We start from the raw sequence: 21,225 nt of genomic DNA, 5'->3' as shown, positions 1-21,225 counted from the left end.
GTTTCGATCATCGAAATAAACGATAACAGGAAGTTTCGAATGTCGAAAGATGATGAGATCATCGGCGAGATCGGACTGCAGCTGCGACTGCTGCAGCGCAGCTTCGACACCTTCGACGAGGCGGTCGCCGCGCACTTGCGGCTCAATCGCACGGATATGCGGTGCCTCGACATCGTGTTGGGCCGCGGATCCCTCTCCGCGGGTGAGCTGAGTTCCGCGCTGCGGCTCAGCCCCGCCGCCACCACCACGGTCATCGACCGGCTCGAACGAGCCGGATATGTTTCGCGCGCACAGGATCCGGACAATCGGCGGCGCGTGCTCATCGAGCCCACCGCCGACGCGCAGCGCATGGCGGAGCTCATCTTCGAACCCGTTGGCCGGGCCGGGACAGCCGCGCTCGGGCACTACGACAGCGACCAACTGCGCCTCATTCTCGACTTTCTCGCAACGGCTCTGCGCGTCCATCAGGAGCAGACCGACCTGGTTGCCGAACGCACCCGGAACGAAGGATCCGCATCGAGCTAGTGGCCGAGACCCTCAGTCCGTGAATCCTCGGGCTGCGGATGACCGGCCGTGGTGGCGAGGATGGTTCGCGCGACCAGGTCGGGATCGTCGATCATGGGGACGTGACCGACGCCTCGGAGGACCCGGAAGTGAGTTTGTTCGGGGAGGCGCAGCCGGGCGATGGGGGTGTTCACCGCGAGCGGCAGCAGGCGATCGTGCTCGGCCCAGGCCACCGTCATGGGACACGGAAGATCCGGCAGAGGCGCGATGTACTCGTCGGTGCCGAGCAGGTCGGTGGTGACCGGGCATTCGGTCAGGTCATGGACGATGTCGAGGGCTTGCGCGCTACTGAGGCGATCGCCACGAGTCGCGACGTTGCGCAGTGCGAGCCGCCGGATCAGGGGTGACCGCAAGCCGAGCGGCGCCAGGGGCCTGCCGAGACGAGCGGTTGCCGCCTCGCGAGCGATGATCGAGGTCCCGTGAGTTTGACTGGCGCGGCGCGGTTCCCAGAACCCGGCCGGAGACAAGGCACACACACTACGGGCCCGGCCCCGGCGTGCCAGTTCGATCGCGATCCATCCACCGAGGGAGTTCCCGGCCAGATGCACCTGGTGAAGGCCGAGCGTATCCAGCAGCGCTTCGATGTCGTCCACCAGATGACTCACCCGCGTGGGCCGCTGCGTCGGCATCGGTCCGTCGCGATGGCCCAGCAGCGTGGGGGTGATGACGTGGTGGTGCGGCGCCAACAGCGGAACAACGTCGACCCAGGCGCGTTCCGACATCGTGAGCCCGTGCAGCAGAACCAGCGGTGGTCGGTTTGCGTTCATGATCGTCCTTCGGGAAGCGTCGGCCCGTTTCCGGCTGGCGCGGAATGTGTAGAGGGGCAATCTGATTCAGCTGAGGATGAGGCAGGTCGTTGTGGCGTGCGCCACCAGATGCCCCTTGTCGTCGTGGACGCGCCCTTCGGCGGTGGCGGTCGTGCGGCCCGCGTGGATCACCGAACCGGTGGCGGTGAGGGGACCCGCGTCGGTGGCCACGGTCCGCAGGTAGTTGACCTTCAGTTCGAGGGTTGTGTAGCCGACTCCGGGGGCAAGCATCGTGTGCACCGCACATCCCATGACAGCGTCGAGAAGCGTTGCGCAGATCCCGCCGTGCACGGTTCCGAGGGCGTTGGCGAAATCCGGCTGGGGAGTGACCGATCCAGCAACTTCGCCACTGTCGACGGTATGGATCGTGATGCCCATCAACCGGGCGATCGAGGGGCGTTCGTCGGTGACGGCAGCCAAGGCACGCACGACCTCGAGGCCGGTCATGGTGGACAGGTCGGTTGGGTGGCTCATCAGCTTTCGATCCTTCATCGCGGCGGGACGTGTGTCGATCAGCAGGCTCGGTCAGCGGCGTCGGTCGGAGTATTCGAGGTAGGCGAGGCCGGCCACGCGGTGCTCGGCGATGCGGCCGTGGTAGCGGAATCCGCCGATATAGCCCATGCCCGCGTAGAGCCATTCGGTGTCGACGGTGCCGGTGATCTCGACGGCGATGTTCCCTCTGCCGTCGGTGGCGGTCCAGCGGAACGTGTCGGGCATGGTCATAGCCGGGGTGGCGTTGGCGACCTGCGGAACCGGTTGTGTCGACAAGACTTCGAATGTCACTTGACTGCCCAGTGCGCAAACCCCGCCTGCCTCGCTGCGCCAATAGGCGGCCAACCACCCCGGTCGACCGGCTACGCCGGTGGCAACCAGGATCAGCCGAGTGTCTTCGTCTACGGGAATGATGTGGTAGGTGAAGAAGTCGAGGGGAATCTTCCGGGACGGCGGAAGCGGCTGGGCGCGCAGCATCTGGGGTGAGCGGATCACCGCGTACTCGTAGGTGCAGAGTCCGGAGACTCGCGTGGTTTGCCCGGCGTGCGTGATTGTGCCCGAGTAATGAGCGAACAGGGCCACATGCCGGTAGAGCGGATTGTCGATGAACCAGAGCGTCTCGCCGGTGGCCGTCAGCTCCAGATCCACGGCCAGGTCATCGAACCGGGACCGCAGACGGAAATTCGGGAAGGTTCCAGACAGCGTCAACTCGTCGCCGAATCGCAGGTGTCCACCGTCGCCGCGGAGATCGCAGTCGTCGCGCGCCGAATAGACCCGGAACGGGTCGTGCCCGCTCGCGGCACTGCCATGGGCGACGGTGACAGTGTCGCGGGCGGTATGAACCACGGCATTGTCGTCGTCCCACGCCCGTGTTCCGGACTTGCCGATGACGATCATGGTGGCCAGGAAGCGGTGCGGCGCAGGGAGATCCGGGATCATCACCCCGTAGTGCACGCACCCCGCTCGCCACGAGCGTGGCGGCGAGAGCATCAGACGCCTCGGGTCGGCGCGGGCCAAGGTGATCCGTCGTCCGCCCACGGCCGCAGCTACTGCCGACAGGACACCTCGGTCTCGCTGCATCGAATCCAACGCGACTACCGGGACAGTTCGGGCCATCTCTTACTCCTTCGTGGCGACTCCGGCGCATCACCCCGGTCGTGGTGGTTCGATTTTCAAACCACACTAGGGTCTTGTGGATGAGTGACGCAAGAGTCCCCCGCCCTGGAGTCGCGGTTCGGGGTTCTGCTACGGGCCAGCCCCTCATGGCCGCGTTCGATCTTCTCGGCCGCCGCTGGGCGATCCTGGTGCTGTGGCAGCTGCGAACCGAGCCGCTCGGATTTCGCGACCTCCGCCGCGCATTGCCCGACATTTCCTCGAGCGTGCTGAGCACAAGACTGCGCGAACTCGTCACCGTCGAAGTCGTCTACACCACCGACGCGGGCAAATACGCCCTCACCCCGATCGGTGTGGAACTGCTCTACGCGCTCGCCCCGCTGAAGGCATGGTCACACAGCTGGGCCCGCCGGCTCGGAGCCGAGGAATTCGAATTGGGCCGACCACCCAGCCACGACGGGTTGCTCTGATCGCCGTCGGCGGTGACCACCGGCCGCGTCGAGCCCGCCGCTCAGGGGCGCGGTCGGGCGCGGCGCATCGCTTCGAGGCGGTCGAGTAACGCCTCGAGGGATTCTTCGAACTCGTCGGCCGCGCGGTCGGCTGCCAGGTGGCTCTGCAGGCGGTGCACGTTCGGGTAGTCGGCCAGATCCGAGGATTCGTGCTGCCCGGGCTCGGCGGTGGTGATCGGGCTCAGCTCGACCCCCTTGGTCGCCACCTCGAGCAGGAGGTGGCCCAGCAGGAACGTGGCGAAGGACCGGTAGGCCTGAACCGCCTGACGGTCGTCGAACCCGTAGCGAAGCATGGTGTCGAGGAACGACTCCATCCAGTTCAGGCTGCGCAACGGCGGGCACAGCCAGGGCGCCTGGGGCGGGCTCGATGCCATCAGCGGGAACACCTCGGGGTGCTCGATGGCGACGCGGCGCACGCCGTGCGCGAGGCGTTGCAGGTAACCCTGCCAGCTGCCGCCCGCACCGTCGGGCTCCATCAGGTTCTGTTCGTAGAGCTGGTCGACGAGGTGGTCGACCACCCCGGCCAGCAGGTCGTCACGCCCGGACACGTATCGGTACAGGGCCATGGCTTCCACGCCGAGCCAGGAACCGAGGCGGCGCATCGTGAGGTGCCCCAGGCCTTCCTCGTCGATCAGCGCGATCGCGGATTCCAGGATCAGCACCCGATCCAGTCGCGGGACGCGCCGAGTACCTCCGTCGCGCGGACCGTTGTCGCGCAGCTCGGCGCCCGAGTCGATCGTGTCCTCGCTCAGGGCGGAGCTCCTGTCAAAATCCTCGGGCCCTGGTCTTCCAGCACGCCACTATAACCCCAGGATACCGGGATGTTCCGGCTCGACTCAACGTACCCCGTCACGCGGTAGTCGATCCACTGGTTTACAAGATAAACGGCCATATGTTTATCTTGTAAACGGCAGCCGTGGAGCACGGCCGGAGCCGGGAGGCACGGCTCGAGGCCGCGGTCGGCAGCGCTCAGCAGTACTGACGGCGATCAGAGGTCGCGGGCACGAGCCACTCGGTTCGGGATTGAGGAGTGACGTGATGGACAAGCCCGCGATGCTGCGGATGGACAGTACGGCGCGGACGACGCCCGGTTACTCCGACCGGCAGTGGGCTGTGCGCGAGGCGGTGCTGAAATGGGCACACAACGAAGACCTTTCCGACAACGCCGGGCGAGCCCTCGGCGCCTTCGTCGTCGGGGCGTCGGTCGGTTGGCCGGGCGAATCCCTCACCGAGAACGAAGTGGTTCGCGCGTCGCAGTGGTTGACGAGGATGGGACTGTTCGACTCCGTCGATCTCGACCCGGCATTCGGTCACCGGACAACGATCTATCGCCCTCGGATCACCGCCGAAGGAATACGCGTCGCTCGCGGCCAGGGTGGAGTTCGCGGGATTTCCTGGCCGGGCATGGCAATTCGACCATCCAGTCCGCCGAGCGATCTCACTCCTCCGCCGCAGCAGACCGGGTAGCCGATCCGGTTGTCAGGTCGGTGAGAGCCGGACCTTCGCCGTTGCTCGTCCGAAGATCTTCCGCCCCTGAGATATGGCGACGATTGCCACGACCGCCGTCCGATGCCGTGGATCGACAGACCGCACGGTCCCCGAGAACTCGACACTCGCTCCGGCGCTGGTCACATAGACCGGGCTGGTGAACCGGACCGCATACTCGAGGACAGCGCCGGGATCACCCAGCCACGAGGTGAGATAACCCGCTCCCAGACCTACCGTCAGCATGCCGTGAGCAACCGGCGCGTCCAGGTTCACCGCTCGCGCGGCTTGCGGGTGCCAGTGAATCGGATTCGGGTCACCGGCCACACCGGCATAATTGACCAGATCTCCGAGGGTGAGCGAAAAGACCCGTGGTGGTAGCTTCTCACCTTCCGCGACGGACTCGAAGCGACGCGTTCGGCCGCCGCGTCCTGCCGACTCCGATCTCGGACGAGGATCAGATCCGTTGTGTATTCGTGGACGGAGTCCAGCACCCGACGGGCTGTCGTTAAAACCGCGCATCACGAGGTCGTCGGCCGAATGAGACCTGGTGGCGCCGCCCTCGGCTCGACCGACGAAACTTGTCCGCGAAGTGATCAGCGGGCAGTCGTACTGGTCTGTGATCTCGGTCTTGAATTCGAAGAGTTCGCTCCCGAAGGCTCCCCGAAACGACTCGAAACCCACATCGCAGGTCAGTGCGTCACCAGGTCGAATCGGCTTGTGGTAGTTGACAACCTGATCGGTCTGCATGATCCGGCTCAGGTCGTATCCACCGGCCACAGTGTCGAACATCGCCCTTTGCGCCCGAAACGCGGGAATCGCGAAGAAGGTGAGCGGCGCGATCAGCCCACCGTAACCGAACTCCACACCGGCGGATTCCGACCGATGCACCGGATGGCTGTCCTGGACCGCGCGCGCGAATTGACGGATCTCCTCTCGCCCCACGACATACCGGTCGTCGCAGCGATAGGTGCACCCCACCATGGTCGACGGGTGGAGGGCGACGACCGCCGCTCCCCCGATCTTCGCGCTGGTCATCACCATAGCGAGCAGAGTAGTGTCCGCTGCCGCGTCGGCGGTGCCACCAGAGCCCGGAGTGTCGAGAGCTATGGGCTCATCACCCAACTCCGGTCCATCGGTCCCGATTCCTCTGGCGCGAGCCGACAGTTCCCGCGCCAGGGCCGGATCAGCTTGGCGCACAGCCACATCCGCCCCGCGTTTCACACTCGGAAACTGGTAGGGCGCCGTCTGTTCGAACGAATCTCGAATCCGATCTCCGTATCTATTTCGATTCAAAATTCCTCTGGTGGAATTCGTTTCGGTCGGCCACCGTTTCGCAATGGCGCAGCCGGGTAGCCGTGCTGTAACGAGCCACGAGGCAGGAGGGAAAGGTCATGACGAGACCGGTACTGGAAGCCCGGCGCCGCAGCACGGTCCACCACGAGGACCTGGAGGTCGACTTGGACTCCCTCACGCCCGCGAGCACGCGGATAATGGTGCGCGAATTCCTCGCACCGTTACCGGAAACCGCGGTCGCGGATACGATCCAGGTGTTCGACGAACTCGCAAGCAACGCCCGCCGCCACGGGCTCGCACCCCGGCGTGCCCGGCTATCGCTGAACCACGTCCGCGACCGGGTGCGCATCGAAGTGGACGACACCGGCCCCGGTGAACCGCACCCACGCGCCCCCGACCACACCGGCGGTCTCGGGCTGCTGTTGGTCGACAACCTCGCCGACACCTGGTCTTGTAGCCGCTACGACGGGCACAAAACCATCCAGGCCGAACTCACCTTCCCTCACGACGTCCGTCCGGCGGCGTGATCAGCACATCGAGCGGTGACTCGTACGCACGATCGGGCTATCCTCGATCTCGGCCATAGCTTCGGCTATGGCTCGCAGTCGGTTTCTCGTGGGGTGGGGCAATGGCCGAAGTACCAACAACTTCGACGTTCTCGTCGCCGACACCACGCAGCGACGCCCGCGACGAGTGGGAATCGCTGATGTCGCAGACCTACGTGCCGCTCGCCGTCGACACCCACCCCGACGAACCGTTCTACGGCCGGGTCACGACCGGAACCCTGGTCAGCCCAGTCGACTTCAGCCTCACGACGGTCGCGGGCAGCCACCAGGAGTTCCGCCGGGCCGCGCGCCATATCGCCCGCTCCGACGACGAGTACCTGCTGGCCAGCATCCACACCAAGGGCCGGGCCTGCCTGAACCAGGACGGACGCGCAGCGGTGGTCGGCGGCGGCGACATGGTCTTCTACAACACTTCCCAGCCCTACCACTGGACCAACAACTCAGCCTTCGAACAAGTCGTCGTCCAGGTCCCGATCTCGCTGCTGCGGCGCCGGCCAGGCCTGGACCGGCTCGATCTTCCTACCGCGGTGGCTGTACCGGCATCGAGCGCGGCCGGTGTGGTGGCAGGGTTCTTCTGCAACCTTGCCCGCATCCACCGGCAGGCACCCGAGCAAGCCGACCTGCTCGCCGGCAGCGCTCTGGACCTAATCGCCTCGGCCGTGTTGCTGACCGCCGGAGTACGCCCAGGTGAGACCTCGGCGGAAGCGCTGAGCCGCGAACACGTCCTGCGCTATCTGCGCGAACGCTACACAGACCGCGACCTCACCGTCGAGGAGGTGGCCCGGGCCTGCCATATCTCCCGGCGCACACTGTTCCGCCTCTTCGACGGCACCCCGGACACCTTCGCCACCGTGCTACGCAAGCTCAGGCTGCGCCACGCCGAAATGCTGCTGACCCGTGACCGTTCCCTGTCACCAGCCGCCGTTGCGTTCGCGTCGGGTTTCGCCTCCGAGCGGCACTTCTACCGGCTCTTCCGGCAAGACACCGGGATGACCCCTCGCGAATACCGGGAGGGCCGGGACAAGTAGGCGACACTCTCGCCAGGTCACACACCTCATCTGGGCAGCGGGATGTCGGCCTTGAAGCGGTCGCCGGGGGGAAGTCCGCGTAGTACGGCGCTGGTCCAGGCCACCGCGGGTGGCCAGCCAGCCGTGGCGTTGACGAGGTGTTCAGGCAGGGGCATGGTGTAGAAGCGCAGGTCGGCGCCGCGGTTCCAGTAGTCCTGGACTGTCGGTAGAACGACATCGGCGGGGATCAGTTCGTCCCAGATGCCGTGCCACCAGAAGATCGGGCTGTCCGGAATGTGGTGGCCGAGGCTCTGTTCCGCGAGAATCCGCATGACCTCGGGGGTGGTGTCGAGCGATTTGCCCGGCTTGAAGTAGGCACTGATCGGCCGGTACGCGCCGGCCGCCGCGATCGTGTAGACACAGCGCTTACCCATGTCCGCGACAATCGCTTGACCCTCTGGGGTCAGCAGTTCCTCGGCGTCGAACGCGTCGGGGAATTCTCGTGACAGCGCGGCGAATCCGAGCCACATGGTGAAGTTGCTGATGCCGGTGAGCCCGGGCTGTGCGGCCACGGCGAAGCGTGCCTGGGCTTGCAGATCGGCGGGGAAGCCGCCGACCGCGGTGCCGAGCAGTCGCACGTCGGGCGCGTAGGTCCGGCGCAGTTCGGCGGCGCGGATCGACCCCGAGCCACCGCCGGAGTAGCCGTAGAGCGCGATGCCGGAATCGGCAAGCCCCAGCGCGGAATTCTTCATGGCGCGCAGGCTGTCGAGCACCATCTTGCCTTCGTCGTAGGTGTTGAAGGTGTTGAACTTGCCGTCGAAGTCCGGGACGTTGATCGCGAAACCCTGGGCCAGCCAATAGACCGCGAGCGCGGCCTCTTTCATGGTCCCGGTTCGCAGGGTGTAGGACGGATTGCACGACGAGTCGGTCGAGTCGATCGCCTCCTGGAACGACAGCACCGGACGTGGACTGCCCGACCAGGGAATACCGGGAATGATCACCGAAGTTGCCGTGGCGATCGGATTGTCGTGCACATCGTTGCTGCGGTACAGCAGCTGTTCGGTGTGGACGGGGAAGGGTAGACCGAGCAGCCGGGTCTGCACCGTGCGGGAACGGATGATCTGTCCGGGGGCGTAAGAACTCAGGTCCGCCGGATCGTCGTACCACGGGTCCTCGGCGGGAACCGGGATCGGCAACAGATCGTAGAGCTGGGGCTCGGTGGGCAATTGCGGCAGCTGATTCTGATCCGGCGGAAAGCTCGGATACGGATCGGCCGCGGCGACGGTGGTGCCCGATACCGCCAGACACATCGCTGCCAGCGGGGCCGCCGCCCATCTCCGCGCAACTCTCGGGTTCTTCATCGAATCCTCACTTCGGTAGGTGATGCCGATTACAACACGCTGTCTTGTTGTTAACAAGAGTTCTTGTTGCAATTTCGCATTCGATACGCTGATCTGCGTGACATCGATCGAAAAGCGGCCACGGCGAATCCAGGGCCTCGACGCCGAGCAGCGCCGAGCCCGCAGGCGCGAGCAGATCCTGCACGCCGCGTTCGAGCTGATCGCCGCCAACGGCTACCCCAACACCTCCATCGAGCAGATCTGCCAGACCGCACTGGTCGGCAACAAGGCGTTCTACGAGTTGTTCGACAGCAAGGAGGCCTGCTACCTCGCCCTGCTGCAGCAGGTCAGCGAGCGCTTGCAAGCCGACGTCGCCGCCGCGCTCGCTCGCGCGCAGGGCGATCGCGATGCCGTCGTCGTCGAGACCCTCAGCGCCTTCGCGCACGCCCTGGTCGACGACCCCCGCGTCGCGATCGTCACCTTCGGTGAGGCGAGCGCCATCTCGGCCACGGTCGAGCAACAGCGCCGCACCAACCGGAGGTGGGCGGCCGAGTTCCTCGAAACACTCTGGCGCGATTACGGATTCGTGCCCGCCACCGGTTCGCGGGTCGACCTGCACGCACTGGCCGTCGCCACCATCGGCGGCCTGTTCGACACGGTCTCGGACTGGCTGCACCACACCACCCGCGGTACCTCGGGCGATATCGACACCCTCATCCGCGACCTCACAGCATTCACCCAGATCGTCCACCTCGGCCTGGGCGCAGCCGCGCGAACGCCCGACTCGAGCCACTAAAAACAAGCTCTCTTGTTCCGAACAAGAGCTCATGTTGTAATTGGCTGCACCTACCGAAGGAGCAGCCATGCAGTGCCGCATGCATTCCGTTGCCACCACCGCACGCCAGATCGGTGCGCTCCAGCGATCCGGGATCATCGACCTTCGGCGACCGCTCCAGGTGGTGCGCACCGCACGCACGATGCGCACCTACGGCCCCATCGCCGGTGGCGTACGCAGCTCCGCGCAGCGCACGCCGGACCGGATCGCGCTCATCGACGGCAATCGGCGGATCAGCTACCGCGAACTCGACGAGCGCACCGACGCCATCGCCGCCCGCTGGCACCGGAACGGGTTCGGTGCCGGCCACACCATCGGCGTCCTCTACCCGGATGGTGCGGCACTGGTCGAAACCATGGTCGCCGCAGGCAAACTCGGCGCGCGGCTGGTTCTGCTCAACACCGGTTTCGGCGCCACCCAGCTCACCGATGTGCTGGCCCGCGAGCAGGTCGACGCACTCGTCCTCGATCCGAGCCTGCCCGTGGCGGCCACTCCCCTACCCGACACCATCACCGTGCTCACGCTCGATGGCGGCCTCGATGCGCAACGGCCACCGTCGCCGGCCCGGCAGGGTGGTTTCGTCCTGCTCACCGGTGGCACGACCGGAACACCGAAAGGTGCGCCACGTCGGATCGAATCCCCCTTGGCGGCAGCACAATTAGTCGACCGGGTACCGCTGCGACGCGAGCAGACCGTGCTGTTGTGCGCGCCGTTGTTCCACGGAACCGCCCTGTCACAGTTCATCCTGTCGCTCAATCTAGGTTCCACCGTCGTGCTGCACGGCAAATTCGACGCCGCCCGCGCGCTTGCCCAGATCGCCGAACACCGTGTCGAGATGGTCGTCCTGGTACCGACCATGCTGCGTCGCATACTCGACCTGAGCCCAGAAGTGTTGTCGCACACCGACACCACCTCGCTGCGTATCGTGTTCACCGCGGGCGCGGCGCTGCCCTCGGCGCTCGGCACCAGGGCGATCCAGACGTTCGGGCCTGTCCTGTACAACTTCTACGGCTGCACCGAAACCGGCACCGCCACCATCGCGACCCCGCAGGACTGGACGGCCGCACCCGGCACCGTCGGCAAGGCCCCGGTGGGGATCACTGTCGCGCTCTACCGCGCCGACAGCACCCGGATCACCGAACCCGACGTGGTCGGGACCGTCTACGTCGGCAACTCGATCGCCTTCGCCGGATACTCCGGCGGCGGCTCCAAGCAGACCCGCGACGGCCTGATGAGCACCGGCGACCTCGGCCACTTCGATTCCGGCGGAAGACTTTTCATCGACGGCCGCGACGACGACATGATCGTTTCCGGCGGCGAGAACGTCTTCCCCGGAGAAATCGAAGACCTCCTCTACACCCACCCCGCGATCACCGAAGCAGCCGTCATCGGCGTACCCGACGACGAATTCGGCCAACGCCTCGCCGCCTTCGTCGTCCCCACCGGCGACCTCGACGCCGACACCGTCCGCACCTACGTGAAGACCCACCTCGCCCGCTTCAAAGCCCCCCGCGACGTCGTCTTCCTCGACGACCTCCCCCGCACCCCCACCGGCAAGATCGACCGCCGCACCCTCCTCACCCTCCGCTGACCACCGCCGCGGGCAACGACCTAGGGGTCGGCCCGCGGCGTGGTCGGGGGTCAGCTTTCGATGGCGGCGTGGAAGGCGACGGTGTCGAAGATGTCTTCCATTCGGGTGGCTCTGCCCTCGCGCATGGTCCAGGAATGCAGGAAGGGCAAGGTGGTCGAGGTTCCGGTGCGGGCGATGACCTGGCGTGTGCCGAGGACGATGACGCGGTCGTTCTGTTCGATGAACTCGACCGGGTCGAGCACCATGCCGCCGAGCACCGACGGGACGCGGGCGAGGAACTCCTTGATCCCCTCGTGGCCGATCTTGGTTCCGCCCAAGCCGTATTTGTGCATGCCGTCGGGGTGCACCCATTCGACGTCGTCGTGCATGGCGGAGAGGATCTTGCCGACATCGCGGGTCGCGAAACCCTCGTACGCGGTGCGGATTACCGCGATGTTGGGCGTCGTCACCTGAGTGTGGTTCATCGCGGCGTCACCTCACGGACGTGCGCGGGGAAGTGTGCGGCGAGGGTGCGCCGGATTCCCTCGCGCCAGTCGACGGTGCAGGGGCCGGTGATGGAGCGGCGCATTTCGGGATCGAACTGGTAGGTCTCGCGGGTGACCTCGGACGGGACGAGCTGCGCCTCGATGCCACTGAGTTCTTCGAGGTAACGGACGCAATCGGTGATCCCGACCGACTCGTCACCACCCCAGTTGACCACCCGGGCAGGCACCGACGCCGCGTTCCACAGCGCGGGAACCTGGGCGACGAGGTCATCGGTGTAGAGCAGCGAACACCAATTCTGCCCCTCGAGCGGAACCGGAATCGGCTCGCCTGCCAGCATCCGCTTGAAGTACAGCATGGGCACCCCACCGTAGCCGCCGGGACCGTAGGCGATATTGAGCCGGGCGATCGTGGTCGGCAGTTCGAGTGTGTTCGCCATGGCCCGCACGGTGCCTTCGGCCGCGATCTTGCCGACCGGGTAGGTGGGCAGCCAGTCGGCGACTCCGTCGATCGGGTCGGATTCGCGATAGGCGTGGTCGAGGGTCTGCCGTTTGTACAGCGCGCCGGTCGACACGAACAGAAACGCCTCGGCGGTGCGACAGTGGGTCATCAGCCGCGCGCACGCGGTGGAGTTGACGGTGAGCGCGTCCTCGAAATCGGTGCCGTCACCACGGTGGACCGCCGAGTGCAGCACGTGGGTGAAATCGGTCGGCAGCTGCGCGTAAGCCGCGGCCGTCGTGTCGTTCATGTCCCAGTGCCGGGTGATCACGCCGGCGGCGCGCAGTTCGTCCTCGACACCCGGTGTGCCGAAGCGGCCGAGGCACCAGACCTCGTTGTGGGCGGCGAGCGCCTCGGCGACCGGTCTGGCGACCTGCCCCGTGCCGCCGGTGATCAGAATCTTCTTGCCCTGCAACGTATTTCTCCCTATCGGTCGGCGTCGGCCTGTGCCAGCGCGCGGTCGAGTTCTTTGCGCAGAATGGACTGGAACGCGGTGACGTGCCGTGGTCCCATCAATGTGTAGTGCTCACCGGGCACATCGATGTAGCGGTTCGCCTCGGTGGTGAATTCGTCCCACCTGCGCAGTTCGTTGTCGATCCAGTCCTGTTTGGTGCCGCGCAATGGGACCGCGCAGAACACACTCATCGAGCGGACGGCCCCGCTCGGCGTGTAGGTGCGGCCGAGGCCGGTGAGCCCGTCGGCGAGCTCGGCCCACGCCGTGAACTTCGTCAGATCCAGGTCGAGTTCGGCGACACGGTCGGGCGGGGCGAGTTCGATCAGGCGGGCGAGCTGGCCCCCCTTGGACAGCGCTCGCAATTCGGCGGGCAGTTCGACAGCCTGCCGCTTGGTGATCAGGTCGAGGAACATCGCGAGATTCGTCGCGGTCTCGGTGAAATCGAGCTCGTCCATGCGGTATTTGATGTGCGGTGGCAGGTTGAAACTGCCGAGGAAGTCGACCCGCTCACCCTCGGCTTCGAGCCGCTTGGCGATCTCGAACGCCACCGCGGCGCCGAAGGAATAGCCGGCGAGGGCATACGGACCATGCGGTTGCCGCCGTCGGATCGCGCTCGTATAGACATCGACCATCTCGTCGAACGTGTGGAACGGCTCCTCCCCCTTGTTGAAACCGCGGGCGCGCAGCGCGTAGAACGGGCGGTCTCCGACGAAGTACTTGGCCAGATTGACGAACACCAGAACTTCACCGACACCGGGGTGCACACAGAACAGCGGCGTCTTCGTACCGCTGGTCTGCAACCCCACGATCGGATCGTAACGGCGTGGCCCGCCACCGCCCTCGTCCACGACAGCTGCCAGCTCCCGAACCGACGGTGCGGTCAGGATGGCGATGATCGGCAGGTCCGGCACCCCGAAGCGGCGCGCGATCTGCTGCTGTAGCCGGAGGATGTCCAGCGAGGTGCCACCGAGGTCGAAAAAGCTGGCCGTGGCGCTGATTTCGGTTGCCGGAACATCGAACAGCTCCGCGTAGACATCGGTCAGGATCGACTCGGTACCCCCCTGCGGTGCCGAGTATCCGCCGAGCTGGCGGGTCGTGATTGCCGCGGTGTCGGCGATGACGCGGTCGTAGCCACCTGATTCGAGCTGTTGACGCATGCGCGGCCGCAAGGTCTTGCCGAGGCTTGTCTTCGGGAAGTCCGCTTTGCTCAGTGGCAGAATGTATCCGGGGCGGAACCCGCACAGCAGCACCACCGTGGAACGGACGGCCGTCAGCAGGCGGTGCAGGTCGGCTTCGTCGGCGGTCTCGGCGTGCAGGGCGAGCACGAGCTGTTCGGTGTCGCTGCCGGGGCGACGCGTCGGGAACGCGGCCACATAGCCACGGGTGATGCCGTCGAGTTCTTCGACGGCCGTTTCGATCTCGTGGCTGAAGTAGTTCACGCCGTTGACGATGATGCTGTCCTTGCTGCGGCCGACCAGCGTGAGCCTGCCGTCGGTCAACCGGCCGAGGTCGCCCGTGCGGAACCAGCCGTCGGCGGTGAACGCCGCGCGGGTGGCCTCGTCGTTGTTGAAGTAGCCGCGGGTGACCATGGGACCGTGCAGCTGCACCTCTCCGGCGGCACCCGCGGGTAACGATCGCCCTTCCTGGTCGGCGACCCGCAGCCGTAATCCGGGCACCGGATGTCCGACGGCGGCGAACTCCTGCCCGGCGTCGGCGTTCGGGAAGTCGCGGTTGTAGATACTTCCCGCGCAGGTCTCGGTCATCCCGAACGCCGGCCACAGCGCGGTCTCGCGCAGACCATAGGCGGCGAAGGTGTCGAGGAACCGTGTCCCGGTCGCGACGACATTGGCTTCACCGCCGCTCACGATATGCCGCAGACAGCTCAGTTCGAGACGGGCGCCGTCGATGTCGGGTTCGAACAGCGTATTCAGCTGCCCGAGCAGGAAATTGGGTGTGAAGGTCATGCTCACCCGGTGGCGGGAGATGATCCGCAGGAATTCCATCGGATCGTCGGCGACCACCTCGCTCGGCGCATGGATCTGTCGCGCACCGCGATACAGCGGCAGCAGATGCGTTTCGAGCAGGGCCGCGACGTGATCGAACGAGATCCAATTGAAGGTGATGTCGTCGGGATTCAGGTGCTGTACAGCGGCTTTGGCCGCCATGGAGCTGAGCAGATTGCCGTGGGTGAGTGCCACCGCTTTGGCGTTTCCGGTGGATCCGGAGGTGAGCACCAGCAGCGCGAGGTCGTCGGCGGAGGCGAGATACGGGGTCGGCTCGTGTTCGCCGGTGCGCAACGATTCCACCGTCACCGTCGCCAATTCGGGAACCGCGGGCATGGTGTCGTCGATCGACTGTGACGTCACGACGAGTGGGCGTTCCAGCAATTCGTCGACATGACGCAACGCGCTCGCCCAGCGCGTCGGATCGGCGGGCTGGGCGACCATCGGGCACGGCACGAACCCGCCGAGGAAACACGCCCACAGCACGGTGACGAAGTCTTCGTGATCATCGAGCAGGAGAGCGACTTTCGACTGCGGACGCAGCCCACGGTCGCGCAACGCACCGGTGAGCGACAACGCCTCGTCGAGCAGTTGGGGATACGAACGGTGCACGCGCACGGTCGGTCCGTCGCCGGTGCGCTGCAGATAGGTCGTGCCGCTCGTGGGGTGGTGCCGGGCGGCGTGCAGGAGAATCTGAGCCACCGACCCGGCGTCGTTGACCGCGTGTGGTACAGGAATGGTCGAAATATTCGATGTAGCAGTCATTGTGCCTATCCACTGATCAGAGTTGCGCCGCGGCGCGATATTCAGGCGGTGGCGAAGACCTCGTCGTACTCCAGCCGTGGCAGCCGTCCCATCCAGGCGTCCGGGCCCGGCTTGCCGATATTGATGACGCACAGCGGGACATGCCTGCCGTCGGGGAAGAACTCGCGTCGCACGGCGTCGGCGTCGAAGCCGACCATCGGGCCCGCAGCCAGACCCGCCGCGCGAATGCCGACGATGAGGTAGGCCACCTGCAGCGCGGCGTTGAACGTGGCCGACGGCTCCCGGATCGCCGGATCGGCGAAGACGTTCTGCGGGTTGTCCATGAACGGAACGAGTTTGGGCAACTCGTCGTGGAAGTCGAGGTCGGCCGCGACCACGACCGTCAGCGGTGCCCGCGCGGTCTTGTCCTTGTTGCGGTCGGTCATCGCCTCGACCAGCTTCGATTTGGCTGCGTCCGACCGCACGAGGACACCGCGCAGCGGTTGCTGGTTCATCGAGGTCGGCCCGAACTTCACGAGTTCGTAGACAGCCCGGAACTGCTCGTCGGTCACCGGTTCGTCGGTGAACGTGTTGGCGGTGCGGGCAGCGCGGAACAACATGTCCTGCGCCGCCGCGTCGAGCGCCAGTAGATCGGTTGATGTGGCCGTCATGAAACCTCCGCGGCTCGAGTTACTTAGACTAGTCAGTCCAGTCCAGTAAATAGTAGATAGACTGGCTCGTCCACCCGTAACCTTGGTGACCCAGGCCACTCATCCGTGAAAGGCGCCGACGGACATGTCGACATCGGCAACGCGATCGACCGGACCCGGCGGCCGCCCCCCAGGGGGCGATCCGGGTAAGCGTCGAGCCATCCTCGACGCCGCGATCGACACATTCCTGCGCGACGGCTACGAACGGGCAACCCTCGACGTGATCGCCGAACGGGCAGGCGTGGCCAAACAGACCGCCTACAACCATTTCGGCGACAAACAGACCCTGTTCCTGGCCGCGGTCGAGCACGAACGCGCCCAGGTGGCAACGACCTTCGGCACCGCGATCGCCGGGTCGGATCGCACCGACGTCACCGCCGCACTCGTCGAGATCGGCCATCGCGTCCTTCGGGTGTTGCTCGACGAGCGGGCCTCCGCTCTGCGCCGTCTCATCATCAGCGAGGTCGCCCGGATCCCGTCGCTGCGTCCCGCCTGCGCCGACGGCGAACCGAAACAGCTGGTGGCCCAGATCGCCGACCTGCTGCGCTCCCGCGGTGAACTCGATGTCGAGGATCCCTCGACCGCGGCCCGTCAGTTCGTCTCGCTTCTCGTCCAACAGGGTCTGCACGCGTCGATGTACGGCACGATCCCCCTCCCCCGCACCGACGCCGACACCATCTGCACCGAGGCCGCCAACCTGATCGTGCGCGCTTTCCGCGCCACTCCGGGACCCGCCCGATCCTCGCCGACAGCAAGGTGACCCACGACGCGAGACGCGGCTGCCGCGGCCGCCCCATTTTTGCGCGTCGACCTGGTCTCGAGGAGTAGCGTATTCAATCGATACAGTCGTCGGATCCGCCGAAGTCGGATCCGGAATCGGAAGTCGGTAAGCCCCATGGTCTCCGCATCGGAGTTGGAAGAACTGGCCCGCCAAGCCGAGGTAGACGGCACCGCTCCGAGAGTCGGTGTGATCATCGAACGCGACGGAACAGTACTACTCCTAGAACGTCACGACAGCGGCCCGGTCAGGGTCCCGCTGAAGCTTCCCGGGGCCACCGTGAAGCCTGGTGAAACCCTGGCCGAGGCGGTGGCCCGCGGGGTGCGTGAGGAAACAGGGCTTGCTGTCACCGGGATCCGCCATCACGTCGGCGATTTCGACTACCTGTCCCCCGATGCACGCCCCGTCCGCCGGCTGCATTTCGCCGTGGACGTAGCCGCCTTCGAACCGATCCGACTCACCGCCCATGCGCGGTACGCCTGGACGCCGCTCGACGGCCACCTCCCGGTGACATCCTCCATCCGCCGCATCCTCGGTACGTACCGCGATCTTCGGGGGCGCGCCGCAATGTCGTGAGATGGATTGCGTCAACAACCTTCGCCCTTGGGCAAGTTCAACCAGAACTGGGGGCGGCCGTCCTCCGACGATCGTGTCTAGTAGCGGATCAGCGGCCCCACTCCGGCACCGACTCCGAAGCCGTTGTGGGACGCCCCTCGACGGATGGCTCCGCCACCCCGTCGGCATCGGCTGCGGCAACCGTCGCGGTCAGCGGCGCCTCGATGGGGGTCAGCGGTGGCAACTCCGGCGTACACCGTCGACACCACCAGAGATAGACCGATGGTCGCGGCACTCCGCCCCACGAACGTGGTGTTCACGTTCGGTTCCCTACTCCTTCGTCCGCGCCGGTGTTCACCGCGGAATGGCAAAGCGACTGTGCCTGACCAGCGATTCGTATCGCCGATCGGCACGAACCTCTCGTGCACTGCACGACGCGCGACGCCCGTCCTGCGGTGATTAGGCCGCTGAGGCGTCCGGGGTCTGTCTGCCGGCGCGGGCCTGCAGGTCTTTGTCGATCTGTGCGAAGTCGCGGTCCTTGGTCTCGGGGACCCGGCGGTAGACGAATATCAGGGCAACCAAGCAGATCACGGCGAAGATCAGGAAGACAGGACCTGATCCGATCGCCCCGGTCAGCGGCAGGAAGGCCGTCGACATGATGAAGTTCGACAACCAGCTCACCGCCGAGCCCGCGCCCGAGCCCTGCGCCTGCACATCGGGCGGGAAGACCTCCGCGAGGATCACCCAGAACACCGGGCCCATCCCGATGGCGAAGGACGACACGAACACCAGCATGCACACCAGCAGGATCACCGAACCGAGATCGACGATGAACGAGACACCGAGCAGTGCCACCGAGATCCCCATTCCGACAAGGGAGATCAGCAACAGCGGTCGGCGTCCGAGCCGGTCGATCAAACGCAGCGAGACGAACGTCATCGCGAGATTGACGATGCCGATGATGACCGAATAGACGATCGAGTTCGAGGCGCTGAGACCGGTCTCCTCCATGATCGTCGGCGCGTAGTACAGCACGGTGTTGATGCCGACGAACTGCTGCAGGACAGCGAGTCCGAGCGCCACGACCAGCGCGGGGCGGACGCGGGGCGCCAACAGCACCCGCCACCCCTTCCGCTCGGGACTCTTGTCCTGCTCCCGAAGACGCTGACGTTCGGCTTCTTGGTGGCGGTAGTGCTCGATCACCTTCTCGGCGCCCGCGGCACCGACGACCGAGCCGATGGTGGTTCGTGCCTCGTCGATACGCCCCTGCGCGATCAGCCAGGTCGGCGTTTCCGGCAGCCGTTTCACGATCAGCACCAGCAAGACCGCCGGAATCGCGCCGACCCAGAACATCGCGCGCCAGTCGCCACTACCGCTGAAGGCGAGGTTCACGAGGTAGGCGACGAGCATGCCGACCGTCTGCAGCAACTGATTGAGGGTGAGCATTCGCCCGCGGATCTGCGGCGGCGAAATCTCGCCCAGATAGGTGGGAACAAGTGCCGAGGCGATGCCGACACCGAAGCCCATGACCAGGCGGCCGAGGACGAGCAGTGGGAATCCGGTCGCCAGCGCCGACACGATGAAGCCGACCGCGAACAGCACCCCGGCGCCGCCGAGCACCATTTTGCGGCCGAATCGGTCCGCGAGCCCGCCGGTGAACATCGCCGCGACCAGTGCGCCGAGCAGCAGAATACTTGTCACCAGGCCCTGTTGGGCGTCGTGGAGGTCGAGGTCGCCTCGGATGTAGAGCAACGCACCGGAGATGACGCCGGTGGCGTAGCCGATCATGAAGGTGGCGAGGTTGATCCACAGTCCCCACCGGGCGACCATGCGCAATCCCGCGTTGGGGACGTCGAGTTGAGAACTCTCCGGACTCGTCATCTCATTCCCCCTGGCCGGGAAGCCCGGTCGGGGCCCAGCCGTCGGGGCCGGTGCTGCCTGCCGCGTACTCCCCTATCGGCACCCGGTTTTCACGCCAGGCCTCGCGGACCGGCTCGATGATGCGCCAGCACTGGACGGCCATGTCGCCACGAACCGACAGTGGCGGGATGCCCTCGATCACGCCCCGGAGTACTTGGCCGTAGGGCGGCAGCATGCCCGCGCCGAACTCTCCGGACAGACTCACCGGATCGATCTCGAACGAGTCGCCCGGCCCGCTGATGTTCACGTCGAGACCGAAAGTGTTGGCGCCGAGGGGTATTCCGATGTGGAGCCGGTTTGGTTGCGGGCTGCCGGTCATGCCGACCGGTACTTGTTGCGGCGGCTTGAAGGTGACCGTCACCTCGGTGCGCGGTGAGCCGAGCGCTTTGCCCGAGCGCACCCGGAACGGCACACCCGACCAGCGCCAGGTATCGACCGCGAGCACCAGTTCGGCGAAGGTCTCGGTATTGCGGGAACCGTCGATGCCCTTCTCGTCCACGAAGGAGGGCACCTGACGGCCGTCGATCTCACCCGCGGTGTAGCGGGCGCGGCGGCTGTATCGGATCGGGTCGTCGTCCCAGATCCGGGTGGCCCGCAGGATCTGGGCCTTCCCGTCGCGCACGGCGTCACCGTGCAGCGACGGCACGGGCTCCATCGCGAACAGCGACAGCACCTCGAGCAGGTGGCTCTGGATCATGTCCGCCAGCGCACCGGTGCCGTCGTAGAAGGCGGCCCGACCTTCCAGCGTCAGGCTCTCGTCGAAGATCACGTCCACGCTGTGCACGTGCTGGTTGTTGAGCAACGGTTCGATCATGCGGTTGGCGAACCGCACGCCCAGGATGTTGAGAACGGTCGACATGGCGACGAAGTGGTCGATCCGGTGCACATGGTCTTCCGGAACGAGCTGGGTCACCAACTCGTTGAGCGCGGCGGCGCTCTCGGCGTCGCTGCCGAACGGCTTCTCGATCGCCAGCCGGGTGCCCTCGGGCAGGTCCACTCCGGTGAGCACGCGGCAGACCTTCTCGGTGACGGCGGGCGGTAGCGCGAAGTAGATGATCAGCTGACCCGAACAGGAGTCGAGCAAGGCGCGCAGATCGTTCTCGTCGGTGGCATCCGCCGTGACATAGCGGGTCGTCGCGACGACGGCTTCCACCTGCGGTCCGCGCGCGTCCACCGTCGCGAAGGACTCGGTGACCTGCGAACGCCAGCGGTCGTCGTCCCAGCCTTCCACCGCGCTGCCCACGAGCTGAAGCTTGTCCACACCGCCGGTGCTCAACAGCGCACCGAGCCCCGGCAGCAGCAGCCGCGCGGTCAGATCGCCGCTCGCACCGAGAATCACCAGCGTCTGATCACGTGAACTGTTCGCACCAGTCGTCGAGTCCGAGGTCATAGTCCTTCGCTCCTGTCGTGCGTATTGCGACGAGCAACGCGGCCTGAAATGCCGATCCGACCCTGGCGCCCCCAGCGGAGCGCCTC

The 21,225-nt window shown here is 66.1% G+C and carries 21 protein-coding genes; 9 read left to right on the top strand and 12 right to left on the bottom strand.

Annotated elements, in window-relative coordinates; genetic code table 11:
* Positions 1-39: 39 nt before the first annotated feature.
* Positions 40-525: a MarR family transcriptional regulator gene (locus tag AB0I19_RS00860; RefSeq protein WP_357143069.1), complete on the top strand. Its 486-nt coding sequence runs from the start codon at positions 40-42 to the stop codon at positions 523-525.
* Here the strand turns inward: AB0I19_RS00860 and AB0I19_RS00855 are convergent.
* From AB0I19_RS00855 to AB0I19_RS00845, 3 genes are all read right to left on the bottom strand, one after another.
* Positions 522-1,331 carry an alpha/beta hydrolase gene (locus AB0I19_RS00855; protein ID WP_357143067.1) on the bottom strand — a complete coding sequence of 270 codons (810 nt, stop codon included), beginning with the start codon at positions 1,329-1,331 and terminating at the stop codon, positions 522-524. The two genes, AB0I19_RS00860 and AB0I19_RS00855, sit on opposite strands and share 4 nt — an antisense overlap.
* Before the next feature lie 66 nt (positions 1,332-1,397).
* A complete protein-coding gene (locus tag AB0I19_RS00850) occupies positions 1,398-1,844 on the bottom strand; it encodes a PaaI family thioesterase (RefSeq protein ID WP_357143065.1) in 447 nt (148 codons plus the stop codon).
* 51 nt (positions 1,845-1,895) lie between these two features.
* Positions 1,896-2,978: a DUF6670 family protein gene (locus tag AB0I19_RS00845; RefSeq protein ID WP_357143063.1), complete on the bottom strand. Its 1,083-nt coding sequence runs from the start codon at positions 2,976-2,978 to the stop codon at positions 1,896-1,898.
* Between the two features lie 80 nt (positions 2,979-3,058).
* Between AB0I19_RS00845 and AB0I19_RS00840 the strand changes: the two genes are divergently transcribed.
* Positions 3,059-3,445 carry a helix-turn-helix domain-containing protein gene (locus AB0I19_RS00840; protein WP_357143061.1) on the top strand — a complete coding sequence of 129 codons (387 nt, stop codon included), beginning with the start codon at positions 3,059-3,061 and terminating at the stop codon, positions 3,443-3,445.
* A gap of 41 nt (positions 3,446-3,486) precedes the next feature.
* Here the strand turns inward: AB0I19_RS00840 and AB0I19_RS00835 are convergent, their stop codons facing one another.
* Positions 3,487-4,155 (bottom strand): TetR/AcrR family transcriptional regulator C-terminal domain-containing protein, encoded by a 669-nt coding sequence (locus AB0I19_RS00835; RefSeq protein ID WP_357145042.1) that lies wholly within the window; start codon positions 4,153-4,155, stop codon positions 3,487-3,489.
* A gap of 367 nt (positions 4,156-4,522) precedes the next feature.
* Between AB0I19_RS00835 and AB0I19_RS00830 the strand changes: the two genes are divergently transcribed.
* Positions 4,523-4,951, top strand: a complete 429-nt coding sequence (locus AB0I19_RS00830) for a hypothetical protein (protein WP_357143059.1) — start codon at positions 4,523-4,525, stop codon at positions 4,949-4,951.
* 12 nt (positions 4,952-4,963) lie between these two features.
* Here the strand turns inward: AB0I19_RS00830 and AB0I19_RS00825 are convergent, their stop codons facing one another.
* Positions 4,964-6,013 (bottom strand): fused (3R)-hydroxyacyl-ACP dehydratase subunits HadA/HadB, encoded by a 1,050-nt coding sequence (locus AB0I19_RS00825; RefSeq protein ID WP_357143057.1) that lies wholly within the window; start codon positions 6,011-6,013, stop codon positions 4,964-4,966.
* A 350-nt stretch (positions 6,014-6,363) separates the two neighbouring features.
* Here AB0I19_RS00825 and AB0I19_RS00820 point away from each other — a divergent pair, with 350 nt between their 5' ends.
* Both AB0I19_RS00820 and AB0I19_RS00815 read left to right on the top strand, forming a co-directional pair.
* A complete protein-coding gene (locus tag AB0I19_RS00820; protein ID WP_357143055.1) occupies positions 6,364-6,792 on the top strand; it encodes an ATP-binding protein in 429 nt (142 codons plus the stop codon).
* A gap of 101 nt (positions 6,793-6,893) precedes the next feature.
* On the top strand, positions 6,894-7,859 hold the full coding sequence (locus AB0I19_RS00815; RefSeq protein ID WP_357143053.1) for an AraC family transcriptional regulator: 966 nt from the start codon (positions 6,894-6,896) through the stop codon (positions 7,857-7,859).
* A 26-nt stretch (positions 7,860-7,885) separates the two neighbouring features.
* Here the strand turns inward: AB0I19_RS00815 and AB0I19_RS00810 are convergent, their stop codons facing one another.
* Positions 7,886-9,148, bottom strand: coding sequence for a lipase family protein (locus AB0I19_RS00810; RefSeq protein ID WP_357145039.1), 1,263 nt, complete (start codon positions 9,146-9,148; stop codon positions 7,886-7,888).
* A 148-nt stretch (positions 9,149-9,296) separates the two neighbouring features.
* Between AB0I19_RS00810 and AB0I19_RS00805 the strand changes: the two genes are divergently transcribed.
* Both AB0I19_RS00805 and AB0I19_RS00800 read left to right on the top strand, forming a co-directional pair.
* Positions 9,297-9,974 (top strand): TetR/AcrR family transcriptional regulator, encoded by a 678-nt coding sequence (locus tag AB0I19_RS00805; protein ID WP_357143051.1) that lies wholly within the window; start codon positions 9,297-9,299, stop codon positions 9,972-9,974.
* 67 nt (positions 9,975-10,041) lie between these two features.
* Positions 10,042-11,604: an AMP-binding protein gene (locus tag AB0I19_RS00800; RefSeq protein ID WP_357143049.1), complete on the top strand. Its 1,563-nt coding sequence runs from the start codon at positions 10,042-10,044 to the stop codon at positions 11,602-11,604.
* 50 nt (positions 11,605-11,654) lie between these two features.
* On the opposite strand, the gene AB0I19_RS00795 is transcribed toward AB0I19_RS00800, so the two are convergent.
* From AB0I19_RS00795 to AB0I19_RS00780, 4 genes are read right to left on the bottom strand one after another with little or no spacing between them, the layout of a single operon-like run.
* Positions 11,655-12,068, bottom strand: a complete 414-nt coding sequence (locus tag AB0I19_RS00795; protein WP_357143048.1) for a nuclear transport factor 2 family protein — start codon at positions 12,066-12,068, stop codon at positions 11,655-11,657.
* Entirely contained in the window at positions 12,065-13,000 is a 936-nt protein-coding gene (locus AB0I19_RS00790) for an NAD(P)-dependent oxidoreductase (protein WP_357143046.1), read from the bottom strand. Before AB0I19_RS00790 ends, AB0I19_RS00795 begins: the two co-directional genes overlap by 4 nt.
* A gap of 11 nt (positions 13,001-13,011) precedes the next feature.
* Positions 13,012-15,807, bottom strand: coding sequence for a non-ribosomal peptide synthetase (locus AB0I19_RS00785; RefSeq protein ID WP_357143044.1), 2,796 nt, complete (start codon positions 15,805-15,807; stop codon positions 13,012-13,014).
* A 41-nt stretch (positions 15,808-15,848) separates the two neighbouring features.
* Positions 15,849-16,457 (bottom strand): malonic semialdehyde reductase, encoded by a 609-nt coding sequence (locus tag AB0I19_RS00780; protein WP_357143042.1) that lies wholly within the window; start codon positions 16,455-16,457, stop codon positions 15,849-15,851.
* A 124-nt stretch (positions 16,458-16,581) separates the two neighbouring features.
* On the opposite strand from AB0I19_RS00780, the gene AB0I19_RS00775 reads away from it, so the two are divergent.
* Together AB0I19_RS00775 and AB0I19_RS00770 are read left to right on the top strand one after the other, a co-directional pair.
* Positions 16,582-17,256, top strand: a complete 675-nt coding sequence (locus AB0I19_RS00775; protein WP_357143040.1) for a TetR/AcrR family transcriptional regulator — start codon at positions 16,582-16,584, stop codon at positions 17,254-17,256.
* A 135-nt stretch (positions 17,257-17,391) separates the two neighbouring features.
* Complete coding sequence (locus AB0I19_RS00770; protein ID WP_357143038.1) at positions 17,392-17,850, top strand: NUDIX hydrolase; 459 nt, start codon at positions 17,392-17,394, stop codon at positions 17,848-17,850.
* A 438-nt stretch (positions 17,851-18,288) separates the two neighbouring features.
* Here AB0I19_RS00770 and AB0I19_RS00765 read toward each other — a convergent pair whose 3' ends face one another.
* Together AB0I19_RS00765 and AB0I19_RS00760 are read right to left on the bottom strand one after the other, a co-directional pair.
* On the bottom strand, positions 18,289-19,710 hold the full coding sequence (locus AB0I19_RS00765) for a sugar porter family MFS transporter (RefSeq protein WP_357143036.1): 1,422 nt from the start codon (positions 19,708-19,710) through the stop codon (positions 18,289-18,291).
* A 1-nt stretch (position 19,711) separates the two neighbouring features.
* On the bottom strand, positions 19,712-21,139 hold the full coding sequence (locus AB0I19_RS00760) for a glucose-6-phosphate dehydrogenase (RefSeq protein ID WP_357143034.1): 1,428 nt from the start codon (positions 21,137-21,139) through the stop codon (positions 19,712-19,714).
* Between the last annotated feature and the right edge of the window lie 86 nt (positions 21,140-21,225).

This window comes from Nocardia sp. NPDC050413 (assembly GCF_040655475.1).
GTDB classification, from domain to species: domain Bacteria; phylum Actinomycetota; class Actinomycetes; order Mycobacteriales; family Mycobacteriaceae; genus Nocardia; species Nocardia coubleae.
The sequence above is the reverse complement of the archived record's forward strand: the minus strand, read 5'-3'. Positions and strand labels throughout refer to the sequence as shown.

What these genes read in the sequence shown, in the direction of transcription:
- AB0I19_RS00840 (WP_357143061.1), top strand. Translation starts at nt 3,059, where the DNA reads ATGAGTGACGCAAGAGTCCCCCGCCCTGGAGTCGCGGTTCGGGGTTCT.
- AB0I19_RS00825 (WP_357143057.1), bottom strand. Translation starts at nt 6,013, where the DNA reads ATGGTGATGACCAGCGCGAAGATCGGGGGAGCGGCGGTCGTCGCCCTC.
- AB0I19_RS00810 (WP_357145039.1), bottom strand. Translation starts at nt 9,148, where the DNA reads ATGTGTCTGGCGGTATCGGGCACCACCGTCGCCGCGGCCGATCCGTAT.
- AB0I19_RS00795 (WP_357143048.1), bottom strand. Translation starts at nt 12,068, where the DNA reads ATGAACCACACTCAGGTGACGACGCCCAACATCGCGGTAATCCGCACC.
- AB0I19_RS00845 (WP_357143063.1), bottom strand. Translation starts at nt 2,978, where the DNA reads ATGGCCCGAACTGTCCCGGTAGTCGCGTTGGATTCGATGCAGCGAGAC.
- AB0I19_RS00765 (WP_357143036.1), bottom strand. Translation starts at nt 19,710, where the DNA reads ATGACGAGTCCGGAGAGTTCTCAACTCGACGTCCCCAACGCGGGATTG.
- AB0I19_RS00850 (WP_357143065.1), bottom strand. Translation starts at nt 1,844, where the DNA reads ATGAGCCACCCAACCGACCTGTCCACCATGACCGGCCTCGAGGTCGTG.
- AB0I19_RS00800 (WP_357143049.1), top strand. Translation starts at nt 10,042, where the DNA reads ATGCAGTGCCGCATGCATTCCGTTGCCACCACCGCACGCCAGATCGGT.
- AB0I19_RS00855 (WP_357143067.1), bottom strand. Translation starts at nt 1,331, where the DNA reads ATGAACGCAAACCGACCACCGCTGGTTCTGCTGCACGGGCTCACGATG.
- AB0I19_RS00830 (WP_357143059.1), top strand. Translation starts at nt 4,523, where the DNA reads ATGGACAAGCCCGCGATGCTGCGGATGGACAGTACGGCGCGGACGACG.
- AB0I19_RS00860 (WP_357143069.1), top strand. Translation starts at nt 40, where the DNA reads ATGTCGAAAGATGATGAGATCATCGGCGAGATCGGACTGCAGCTGCGA.
- AB0I19_RS00780 (WP_357143042.1), bottom strand. Translation starts at nt 16,457, where the DNA reads ATGACGGCCACATCAACCGATCTACTGGCGCTCGACGCGGCGGCGCAG.
- AB0I19_RS00760 (WP_357143034.1), bottom strand. Translation starts at nt 21,139, where the DNA reads ATGACCTCGGACTCGACGACTGGTGCGAACAGTTCACGTGATCAGACG.
- AB0I19_RS00775 (WP_357143040.1), top strand. Translation starts at nt 16,582, where the DNA reads ATGTCGACATCGGCAACGCGATCGACCGGACCCGGCGGCCGCCCCCCA.
- AB0I19_RS00770 (WP_357143038.1), top strand. Translation starts at nt 17,392, where the DNA reads ATGGTCTCCGCATCGGAGTTGGAAGAACTGGCCCGCCAAGCCGAGGTA.
- AB0I19_RS00815 (WP_357143053.1), top strand. Translation starts at nt 6,894, where the DNA reads ATGGCCGAAGTACCAACAACTTCGACGTTCTCGTCGCCGACACCACGC.
- AB0I19_RS00820 (WP_357143055.1), top strand. Translation starts at nt 6,364, where the DNA reads ATGACGAGACCGGTACTGGAAGCCCGGCGCCGCAGCACGGTCCACCAC.
- AB0I19_RS00785 (WP_357143044.1), bottom strand. Translation starts at nt 15,807, where the DNA reads ATGACTGCTACATCGAATATTTCGACCATTCCTGTACCACACGCGGTC.